The following is an 11,876-nucleotide window of genomic DNA, read 5'->3' as shown; positions in this document are numbered from 1 at the left end:
AGGAGAAGAAAACAAAAGTGATTCCGTAAGTAGTGGCGAGCGAACGCGGATTAGCCCAAACCAATGTTGTTACGGCATCGTTGGGGTTGTAGGACCACGACATTTCTTGCATGCGGAACTAGAACTTACTGGAAAGTAAGACCAAAGAGAGTGATAGTCTCGTATAGGTAACAATTGTAAAGGATAGTGGTATCCTGAGTAGGGCGGGGCACGTGAAACCCTGTCTGAATTTGGCGGGACCATCCGCTAAGGCTAAATACTCCTGAGAGACCGATAGTGAACCAGTACTGTGAAGGAAAGGTGAAAAGAACCGTGAATAACGGAGTGAAATAGATCCTGAAACCATACGCTTACAAGCGGTCGGAGCTTCTTCGTGAAGTGACGGCGTGCCTTTTGCATAATGAGCCTACGAGTTAACGTTGCTGGCAAGGATAAGCACTTCAGGTGTGGATCCGTAGCGAAAGCGAGTCTGAATAGGGCGCTTTAGTCAGTAGTGTTAGACGCGAAACCGTGTGATCTACCCATGGGCAGGTTGAAGCTGTGGTAACACACAGTGGAGGACCGAACCGGTTGACGTTGAAAAGTCTTCGGATGACCTGTGGGTAGGGGTGAAAGGCCAATCAAACTCGGAAATAGCTCGTACTCCCCGAAATGCATTTAGGTGCAGCGCTAGATATAAGTTATATAGAGGTAGAGCTACTGATTGGATGCGGGGGCTTCACCGCCTACCAATTCCTGACAAACTCCGAATGCTATATAATGTTCTCTAGCAGTGAGGGCTTGGGTGCTAAGGTCCAAGTCCGAGAGGGAAAGAACCCAGACCATCAGCTAAGGTCCCCAAATATATGTTAAGTTGAAAGAACGCGGTTTGTCTGCCCAGACAGCTAGGATGTTGGCTTGGAAGCAGCCATTCATTTAAAGAGTGCGTAACAGCTCACTAGTCGAGCGGACGAGCATGGATAATAATCGGGCATAAACATATTACCGAAGCTATGGATTTACAATTTATTGTAAGTGGTAGGGGAGCATTCCAGCAGGGTTGAAGGTGTATCGTAAGGTATGCTGGACTGGCTGGAAAAGAAAATGTAGGCATAAGTAACGATAATGCGGGCGAGAAACCCGCACACCGAAAGACTAAGGTTTCCACAGCTATGCTAATCAGCTGTGGGTTAGTCGGGACCTAAGGCGAACCCGAAAGGGACAGTCGATGGCCAACGGGTTAATATTCCCGTACTACTGTTAACTGTGATGGGGTGACGGAGTGATGAAAGCGCCGCGAACTGACGGAATAGTTCGTTAAAGTACCTAGCTATAAGATCTATAGGCAAATCCGTAGATTTTGGTGAAATACGATAGTACACGGAGACTTCGGTTGAAGTGATAGTGCGCCTAAGGGCTTCCAAGAAAAACCTCTAAACTTCAGGTTAATAGTACCCGTACCGCAAACCGACACAGGTAGTCGAGATGAGAATTCTAAGGTGCTCGAGAGATTCATGGCTAAGGAATTAGGCAAAATAGACCCGTAACTTCGGGAGAAGGGTCGCCCCTAGCAATAGGGGCCGCAGTGAAGAGGTCCAGGCGACTGTTTATCAAAAACACAGGGCTCTGCAAAATCGTAAGATGAAGTATAGGGCCTGACACCTGCCCGGTGCTGGAAGGTTAAGAGGAGATGTTATCTTCGGAGAAGCATTGAATTGAAGCCCCAGTAAACGGCGGCCGTAACTATAACGGTCCTAAGGTAGCGAAATTCCTTGTCGGGTAAGTTCCGACCTGCACGAATGGTGTAACGATCTGGACACTGTCTCAGCCATGAGCTCGGTGAAATTGTAGTAACGGTGAAGATGCCGTTTACCCGCAGTGGGACGAAAAGACCCTGTGCACCTTTACTATAGCTTAGTATTGACCTTGGATAAATGATGTGTAGGATAGGTTGGAGACTGTGAAGTGGCGTCGCCAGGCGTTGTGGAGTCATTGTTGAAATACAACCCTTTGTTTATCTGAGGCCTAACCCCGCGTTGCGGGGGACATTGCTTGGTGGGTAGTTTGACTGGGGTGGTCGCCTCCAAAAGAGTAACGGAGGCTTCTAAAGGTTCCCTCAGTACGCTTGGTAACCGTGCGAAGAGTGCAATGGCATAAGGGAGCTTGACTGAGAGACACACAGGTCGATCAGGTACGAAAGTAGAGCATAGTGATCCGGTGGTTCCGCATGGAAGGGCCATCGCTCAAAGGATAAAAGGTACGCCGGGGATAACAGGCTGATCTCCCCCAAGAGCTCATATCGACGGGGGGGTTTGGCACCTCGATGTCGGCTCGTCACATCCTGGGGCTGGAGAAGGTCCCAAGGGTTGGGCTGTTCGCCCATTAAAGTGGCACGCGAGCTGGGTTCAGAACGTCGTGAGACAGTTCGGTCTCTATCTACTGTGGGCGTTAGAAATTTGAGTGGATCTGATTCTAGTACGAGAGGACCGAATTGGACTAACCTCTAGTGTATCTGTTGTCACGCCAGTGGCACTGCAGAGTAGCTACGTTGGGAAGGGATAAGCGCTGAAAGCATATAAGCGCGAAACCCACCACAAGATGAGATTTCTTTTAAAGGTCGTGGGAGATGACCACGTTGATAGGCTATAGGTGTAAAGGCAGTAATGTCATAGCCGAGTAGTACTAATAACCTGTAAGCTTATGTACAAACGCTTGTCCCGATGAAAATCGGGACAGCAAACTTTCTAATACTAAAATACTTTTCTTTATCTCAGTATGTTAAGATATTGTTCAACTGATAATTAACAATCAATAATTGATAATTAACAATTGAAAGTTACCTCAAGTAACAACGACCTTAAGGTGGTTATTGCGGCGGGGCTCACCTCTTCCCATCCCGAACAGAGTAGTTAAGCCCGCCTGCGCAGATGGTACTGCAGTTTTGTGGGAGAGTATGTCGTCGCCTTTCTTTGAAAAACCCCGTTTCTAACGAAACGGGGTTTTTTGTTTTATAGCTGAAGCGTGTTCTTAAGGATTGTTTTGTCAATTTAGATTTGCTTAATTCGGGCAAAAGCCCTCGGGGTTTTGAAAAACCTACCCAATTGGATAGGTTTTTTTATAGGAGCTTTTTTTGTTTATTCTCATAAATTTGTTTTATCACTTTTATATTTACCTACGATTTTTTTTGGTGATTCTTTTTGTTATTTAAGCAGACCAGTTAGAGTGTTTTTTAATCATCTGTTGTTTTTTTTTTATTGGGAAGTCTTGATTTATCTGTATTTTTGTTTCAGGTTTAAAACTTTGTTTTTTTTAAGTAATATAATTGGCTCAAATAATACAGACCAGTGCAGGACGGCGCAGGATACTAAAAAAATGTTAAAGTGATAGTTTTGGAATAACCAACCTTAATTATTTATTTATGAAATTTAAAACTTTACTTTTTAAACAAGTTCCAAAGGCTTTAATGTTTTGTGGCCTTACATTCAGTTCAGGAATTTTAAATTCTCAAACATTAGCCTTTCCTGAAGCTCAGGGTTTCGGACGTTACACTACCGGTGCAAGAGGAGCAACAAATCCCCAAATTTATTTAGTAACCAATTTAAATGATAGTGGTCCGGGTTCATTTCGCGATGCGGTGAGTCAAGAAGGTCGCTTTGTGATATTTAAAGTTGGAGGTATTGTCAATTTACAATCTCAAATTGTTGTAGCAAAGAATACTACTATTGCAGGACAAACAGCTCCTGGAGAAGGGATTGTTTTTTTAGGGCCAAGGGTGACATTTACAGGAGCCAGTAACACTATAGCGCGTTATCTTCGCATTCGCTATGGAGGAACGGCTCAAAATCAGGACGCATCTGGTTTAGCAAATGGTGCTAATATGATTTTTGATCACATGACTTTCAGCTGGGGTACAGATGAAGTTTTTTCTATTAATTGGGACAGCAAAGGGACAAGTCCTGATAATATAACTATTCAGAATTCTATTATTGGTCAGGGACTACATCGTCATAATCATTCTGCGGGTGGATTGATACAGCCTTCTGCGGGTGGTAAGATCAGTTTGATAGGTAATTTATATATCTGCAATAAAACCCGTAATAATAAGATAAAAGGAATTAACGAGTTTGTAAATAATGTGGTTTACAATTGGGGAAACTATGGAAATACTTATGGACATAGTGAATCTGGAGATGCTTATATAATGGGTGGCGATTCAGCGGGAAGTTCGGATGTAAATATTATAAACAATTATTTTATCGGAGGTCCTAATACAAGTACATCGGTTTCCACACCTTTTAACAGAGGTAATGCTAATTTCTTCTTATACGGTTCAGGAAATTATTTTGATAATAATAGAAATGGAATATTGGATGGAACACTAGTTCCTCAGGACTTAACGGGTTATCCTACCGGTGATGCAGCAAGTATTTTGCCAACGCCTTATGATTATCCGATGAAGAATCCAAGTTTAACAGCTCAGGGAGCTTATGATAACATTGTCTCAAGTGTGGGAGCATCCTATCCAAGACGTGATCAGGTAGATAATTTAATGATTTCTGATTTGTTGTCTAAAGGAACAACAGCTACTTATGTTTATGTACAATCTGATTTAACAAAACAATTTGGTTTTACAAATGGAGGAGCAGGACATGTTTATGGAGCACCGGCACCTTTAGATACAGATAATGATGGAATGCCTGATGCCTGGGAAGATGCCAATGGATTAAATAAAAATAGCAGTGCTGATGCTTTAGCAGTAAGTGCAACACAAGCGCCTTATTTGAATATTGAAGTTTATATTAATGGTTTGACAGATCAAACACCACCTGATTTCATTATTCCTCCAACAGCTATTACTTTTAATGCAAGTTCGGTTGAAATGCCTTCACCTTCGAGTACAGTTATTTTAACTTGGAAAGACAATTCAGAAAACGAAACTAATTTTGTAATTGAGCGTTCAATCGATGGAACAAGCTATACACAAATTGCAAGTGTAGCAGAAAATATAACAACTTATACCGATAATAATTTAGTTCCAAATACTAAATATTATTATCGTGTTAAAGCAACAACACTAACTGAATCTTCCAGTTATAGTGAAGTAAACTCTGTTACAACTCCCGCTATTCCTTCGGCTCCGGCAAAAACAGCCAATCCGAATCCTACTAATGAATTTAATTACGCTGAACCAACTAACGGAACTCTTGTCTTAAAATGGACAGGAAGCAGTAATACAACAACTTATACAGTTTATATTGGCACTGATCCTTTGAATCTGAATAAAGCAGCCGATGTGAATTATGTGGCTAGTCCTTCTTATTCTGTTTCCGGATTAAATGCAGGAACTAAATACTATTGGAGAGTAGATGCAACCAATGTTAAAGGAACGGCTACCGGTAATGTATGGAGTTTCAGAACTATTGCTGAATTTCCTTCAGATATGGTTGGACACTGGCCATTTAAAGAAGCCGCCGGAGAGGGAGATGAGATTACCGACTTGTCAAATTATAGTAATAACGGAAAATTAGATTCTGATTTTGATAATTCTACCGTGAAAATTGCGGGTAAAGCTAATAATGCTCTTAATTTTTCCACTTCAAAGAGTAATAATTATATGGCGAGTATTCCAAATGAAGATCAGATTTATTTGAATAAGAATTCATTTTCTATTTCATTTTGGATGAATGCCGCAACTAGTTTGTTGCCAACTGGTTCAACAAGTTCTGTGTATCTTTTATGCAAAGGATCATTTACCAAAAATACTACAACAGGAGCAACTGGAAAACGTTATAATCTTGAATTTAAAAGTGGTGAGCTTCGTTTTGCAATAGATGATGATGTTATCAAAAAGGAAGTAAAAGCTACCGGTTCTAAATTCTTTACCGGAAATTGGGAACATGTTGTTTTAATGAGAGATGTTACCGCACACAAATTACGAGTGTATCTAAACGGAGTACTTCAGAGTGAACTTGATGAAACAGGAGTTACCGGTATTGGAGAACCAACAGATTTAATTTTGGGTAATATAGGAGTACTTGAATTGGCAGTGGGTACTGCTCCTGCGCCATATAAAGGAAAATTAGATGAGCTTAAAATATTTAATTATGCTTTATCTGCCTCAGAAATTGCTGCTATATATAATACAACGGTTATCAATGCTCCTTCTGGTGTAACTTTTGAAACTAATACTGTGGCTACGCCTTTAGCTTCAAGTACTACTATTGTAAATTGGATTGATAATTCGAATAATGAAGCTAATTTTGTATTAGAACGTTCATTGGATGGTACTGATTTTGATCAAGTGGCAGAACTTCCGGCTAATACAACTACCTATACTGATTCAGATGTCGTTTATAGTACTAAATATTACTACAGATTAAAGGCAATTAACAAAACAGATTCGTCTAATTACAGCGATGTATTTGAGCTAACTACTCAAGCTGCTCCTGCACCAACAAAAGCTGCCCATCCTAATCCTGCAAATGAATCGTATTTCTTAGAGCTACCAGTGCAAAACTTTAATTTAGCCTGGACAAGTACAATAGATGCAACTCATTACAGTGTTTATTTTGGAACTGATCCTGAAAACCTAACGAAATTAGCTGACGTTCCTTATTCAGAGCATTCATCTTTCCAAATTCCAACCGATTTAACTTCAAGAGTGTATTATTACTGGAGAGTAGATGCAACAAATGATTATGGAACGACTACCGGCGATGTATGGAGTTTCAGAATAACAACAAACGAAATTGTTATTCATCCAAATCCTGTGAAGGAGCAAATAAATATTAATATCCCATCTTATGTGAATCCTAAAATTACAGCTACTTTAATGGATGCTACAGGAGCTATAGTTCTTAAAGAAATTTTAGACAATAATGGAAACAGTAAAGGGAATTTTAAAATCCATCTGACAAAAAGAAATTTACCGGGTGTTTATATACTAAATATTACAGGTGAAGATTTGAATAATAATATGAAAGTATTAATAAAATAATTGATTTATTCATCTGGTTGACAATCTAAAAACAAGGAAGCCATCTCATATTTTGGGATGGCTTTTTTTATGCTTTTCAGAAAATGATAATGTTTACTCAATACTATCTTTAGTTTCTTCTAAATCTTCTGTTTCTCGTCCTATTTTTATCTTCGGGTTGTCTTTGTTTCCTGTTATGGTTAATGGGATTCCAAGGATTCCAAGAGGTGGTAAACCGAGTCTCATTTTAAGATTTAATCTTCCGTCCAGGCTGCTAGTTCCTTCAATTCGGGGTCTGAATCCGGCAAATTTAAACTTGAAACGTTCTACAGTAATAATATTGTTTTTAATGGAACTTTTAATATCCACCTGATTCAATTCGGGGTTTTTAATGCTTTCTTTAGACGTTTTTCGGGCAACGCTATTAAATATTTTCATGCCATACATTTTTACATTCTTTACAGAAACTACTCCGTTTCCTGATAAAGAAGGCAGTACAGGTTCCATATTAGCATCCAATCTTCCTTTTAAATTATAATCTAAAGAAATTATTCCTTGCGCTTTTTCGGCCGCACTTGCCATTTCTCTGAATATTTTGACCTCTTTATATGCCCGTTTTATATCAAATTCGGTAGCTTTTATATGGTAATCAAAAAGAGCATTTCGGGTGTTCACGCTTTTGTAAGTAGCATTCATGGCAACGGTACAGCCAATTAAATCAAAACCGGTATTTTGCATGCTAAGCAAGCCGTTTTTCATGTTCAAACTTCCCTTTGCGTTTTTAAGTTCCAGTCCGTTAAAATTTACTTTTTGCACATTAGCTGTAAAATGTAAATCTAAATTAGAAGGAATTACAATGACTCCTGTTTCAGTTGTCGGCTTATCAGGAGTTGTGTTTACAGCTTCATGAACTTCGTTTTTAACCGTTGCCGACATAAATTCATCGGCATTAATATATTTTGAACTTAACGAAAAAGAACCGTGTAAAATGCCATTTTTAGTCGCAATAAAGTTGAATACATTTTGCAAATAACCATTTAGTTTAAAGTCGGACTGACCGTAAGAAGCTAAAAATGTATCAAAACGCATCTTATCATTATTGAATTTAAAAATCCCTTCTTTGACTAAGAATTTTTTAGGTAAATATTCTGAAGCGAATGCAATGTTTTTAATTTCGAGTGTTCCGCTGTTTTTAAGTTTTGAATAGTTTCCTTTTTCGGCATCGCTTTGTTTTCCTTTTAAGGCTAAATCAGCTTTGATGTAACCATTAACATCGAGTCCTTTTTGTGAAAAAACCTTATAGATTCTGCCAATGTCCAAAGTTCCTTTAGCATTGATATCGTATGAAAGATTGTCAAAATTACTCAAATTGGCTTTTATAAAAACCGGATTCCCTTCAAAAGTAAATTGGGCAGGTTGTAAAACTACTTTTAAATTTTCGAAAGTCCCTTTTGGATTTGAAATAGTAGAAACAATTTCGATATTACTGATTGGATTTGGATAATATTTGGTTTTTAGATAACCATTATTCAAATTAATAACAGCATTTGTCACAGGAAATAATCCGTTTTTTTTATCGAATTTTCCTTTAGAAGTTCCGTTAGCTACCAGCATTCCTTTTAGTTCAATATCAGGAATTCCGATGGCTCGATTTAGTTTTTCCAAATCTATTTTGGCGTTAAGCGCAGCATTAACATCCAAAACAGCAGTTCCGGTGCTGTATAATTTTGCTTTTAAAGATTCTTTACCGATGTTGAGTGATAGATTCCTTAAATCGATAATAAGTGAATCAGGATTTAAAGAAGGTAATTGCGTATCAAAATCAACGTTTAAGTTGCTAATTGTAGCCGGACTTTGATTGTAATTGATACTTCCGTCTTTGATTTTGAAATCCAATTCTAATTTTGGAGCAATATTTTTAGACGCTATGTAATTTCCTTTTAGGGATAAAATACAGTCTGTTTTTCCGGTTAATTTGGTTTTGTCAAGCCAGCTAATGAATTTCGGAGGAAAAGCAGTGAAAAAATCATGTAGCTTACTGTTCGTTGTTTTCAGGATAAAATCCATTTTATAACCTTCTTTGAGGAAGTCAAACTTTCCTTTGAAATCAACAATCAGGTTGTTGATTTTTAAATCATTTTCCTGAAAAACAAGCGAAAGCGAGTTTACATTTACCTTAGTAATCAAATCGGCATTGACTTTTTTATTCATCAAATAAGGTTCGTTTTCATATAAAAGATTGAGTTTTTCAATTTTTGCTTTAGAAGATAAATCAAAAATGGCTTTGCTTAAATCGCCTTTTCCTAAGTAATTAAAGCCAAAAATATCAAAGTGTAATTTGGTCGATAAATCATCATACACAATATTACTGTTGGTGATTTCGATTTTTTCCAGTTTTAGCGAACTGTCTTCTTCTTTTTCAGTTGTTTTGCTTTTCTCGGATTTATAAACGTTGTAATTAGCAAATCCTTCTTTGTTTACTTTTACGTTGATATTAGCATTCGAAAGGAAGATTTTATCAATATTGACTGATTTTCCAAAAATTAAACTGGGAACATCAATACCAAAAGCAACTTCTTTGGCAGTGATTAATTTTTCATTTTCAAAAGGTGCTGAACCATTCAGTTTGAAATTTTCTAAACTTACAGTTAACGAAGGAAAATGATTGAAAAACGAAACATTTGATTCCGAATAATCCAGTTTGGCATTTAGTTTTTGATTGGCTACTTTTTTGATTTCGGCATTAATTTTATCTGCAAAAACATAAGGAGCAATAAACATTAAAGCCAATAAGCTGACCATTGTAATTCCTATATATTTCAGTATTTTAAAAAATATAGTTTTTTTTGAAGACATGATTGGAGTGTTGTTTTGTGAAATAGAATTAGGAACGTATTTTGGTCGTAATTATTATCCGTGAACGGTTTCGTTTTTACCGTAATTGGTAATGATTGACGTTTCATATTCAATCCACTCTTTCCAGCGTTTGTCCACATCAACATTATCGGCATATTTACGGGCAAAACCCAGAAAAGTGGTGTAATGATTGGCTTCACTAATCATTAAATCACGGTAAAATTTAGCCAGTTCCGGATCTTTTATGTTTTCTGATAAAACTTTAAAACGTTCGCAACTTCTGGCTTCAATCATTGCTGAAAACAGTAAACGCTCGCACAAAGCATCGTTACGACTTCCGTCTTTTTTCATGAACTTAAAAAGTTCGTTGACATAGCTGTCTTTGCGTTCTCGTCCAAAAACAAGTCCTCTTTCTTTGATAAGGTCGTGAACCATTTTAAAATGTTCCATTTCTTCCTGAGCAATTAGAATTAATTCGTTGACTAATTCTTCTTTTTCAGAGTTTTGGGTAATCAAACTAATTGCGTTAGAAGCCGCTTTTTGTTCGCACCAGGCGTGGTCGGTTAAAATTTCTTCGATATTCGATTCTACGATGTTGACCCATCTGGGATCTGTGGCTAATTTTAATCCTAACATGATTTTTTATTTAGGCTACAAAATTAAGTTTTTTGCCTTGTATTCTATTATATTTTCGACCTTTGCTGTTATTTTAACGTTACTTTACCTCATTTTTAAGTTCAATGAATCAGAACAAGCAATTATTAATTATTGGTTTTGTGTGGCCTGAGCCAAAATCTTCTGCTGCCGGTGGTCGAATGATGCAATTGATTTCTTTGTTTCAAAAACAGGGTTTCCAAATCACTTTCGCAAGTCCGGCACAGGATAGTGATTTTATGATTGATTTAAATGAATTTAATGTCGAGAAGCAAGCGATAAATTTAAATTGTTCCAGTTTTGATGTTTTTGTCAAAGAATTGAATCCATCAATTGTGTTGTTTGATCGTTTTATGATTGAAGAACAGTTTGGTTGGCGTGTTGCCGAAAATTGTCCGGATGCTTTACGAATTTTAGATACCGAAGATTTGCATTGTTTGCGATTGGCTAGGCAAAAGGCATTTAAAGAAAAACGCGAATTTAAAACTCAGGATTTATTAGCGGAAGAAGTAGCCAAACGAGAAATTGCCAGTATTTTACGTTGCGATTTGTCATTGATGATTTCAGAATATGAGATGGAATTACTAGTAACTATTTTTAAAATAGATTCTAGCTTGTTCTATTATTTGCCTTTGTTGTTAGCATCGAATGCAATTCCTGATTTGGAGAAATTACCTGCTTTCGAAGAACGAAAGGATTTTGTATTTATTGGAAATTTTTTGCATGAACCCAATTGGAATGCCGTTCAGTATTTGAAAGAAACGATTTGGCCGCTAATAATAAAGCAATTACCCGAAGCAGTTTTGAATGTTTATGGTGCTTATCCTTCGCAAAAAGTATTACAATTGCATAATGCGAAACAAGGTTTTTTGATTCTTGGTCGTGCTGAAAATGCTCAGGAAGTAGTTCAAAAAGCTCGTGTGGTTTTAGCTCCTTTGCGTTTTGGAGCCGGAATAAAAGGAAAATTACTCGAAGCGATGCAATGTGGAACGCCAAGTGTTACAACTTCTATTGGTGTTGAATCGATGCAAGACAATTTGCTTTGGAATGGTTTTGTGGAGGATAGGCCGGAACTTTTTGCTGATAAAGCAGTGCAATTGTACCAGGATGAAAATCTCTGGTTACAAGCTCAAGAGAATGGTTCAATAATAATTAAGCAACGTTATTTGAGGACTTTATTTGAAGAGGATTTTGCTAAACAAATGGAGTTTTTAGTTTCTAATATAAAGCAACACAGATTGAATAATTTTATGGGTGAATTGTTGCAGCATCATTCTTTGAGGAGTACGAAGTATATGGCAAAGTGGATTGAGGAGAAGAATAAATGATATTTGTATTGAAAAAAACGTTTTTCTTTTTTTATAATAATTAATTGTTTCTAAATGAAGAATTTTAAAATTGATGATGATCA

At 37.4% G+C, this 11,876-nt stretch carries 4 protein-coding genes and 2 rRNA genes; 4 read left to right on the top strand and 2 right to left on the bottom strand.

The window, feature by feature from the left end:
- From IEV84_RS13470 to IEV84_RS13460, 3 genes are all read left to right on the top strand, one after another.
- A 23S ribosomal RNA gene (locus IEV84_RS13470) occupies positions 1-2,685 on the top strand; the annotation flags it as partial.
- Between the two features lie 152 nt (positions 2,686-2,837).
- Positions 2,838-2,947 (top strand): 5S ribosomal RNA (rrf, locus tag IEV84_RS13465).
- 450 nt (positions 2,948-3,397) lie between these two features.
- Positions 3,398-6,976 (top strand): LamG-like jellyroll fold domain-containing protein, encoded by a 3,579-nt coding sequence (locus IEV84_RS13460; RefSeq protein WP_188494787.1) that lies wholly within the window; start codon positions 3,398-3,400, stop codon positions 6,974-6,976.
- Between the two features lie 93 nt (positions 6,977-7,069).
- Here the strand turns inward: IEV84_RS13460 and IEV84_RS13455 are convergent, their stop codons facing one another.
- Together IEV84_RS13455 and IEV84_RS13450 are read right to left on the bottom strand one after the other, a co-directional pair.
- Positions 7,070-9,811, bottom strand: coding sequence for an AsmA-like C-terminal region-containing protein (locus IEV84_RS13455; protein WP_188494786.1), 2,742 nt, complete (start codon positions 9,809-9,811; stop codon positions 7,070-7,072).
- A 54-nt stretch (positions 9,812-9,865) separates the two neighbouring features.
- Complete coding sequence (locus tag IEV84_RS13450; RefSeq protein ID WP_188494785.1) at positions 9,866-10,447, bottom strand: MiaE family protein; 582 nt, start codon at positions 10,445-10,447, stop codon at positions 9,866-9,868.
- A 104-nt stretch (positions 10,448-10,551) separates the two neighbouring features.
- On the opposite strand from IEV84_RS13450, the gene IEV84_RS13445 reads away from it, so the two are divergent.
- Positions 10,552-11,793 (top strand): glycosyltransferase family 4 protein, encoded by a 1,242-nt coding sequence (locus IEV84_RS13445; RefSeq protein ID WP_188494784.1) that lies wholly within the window; start codon positions 10,552-10,554, stop codon positions 11,791-11,793.
- Positions 11,794-11,876 lie beyond the last annotated feature (83 nt).

The organism is Flavobacterium palustre (assembly GCF_014639535.1).
Classification (GTDB): domain Bacteria; phylum Bacteroidota; class Bacteroidia; order Flavobacteriales; family Flavobacteriaceae; genus Flavobacterium; species Flavobacterium palustre.
The sequence above is the reverse complement of the archived record's forward strand: the minus strand, read 5'-3'. Positions and strand labels throughout refer to the sequence as shown.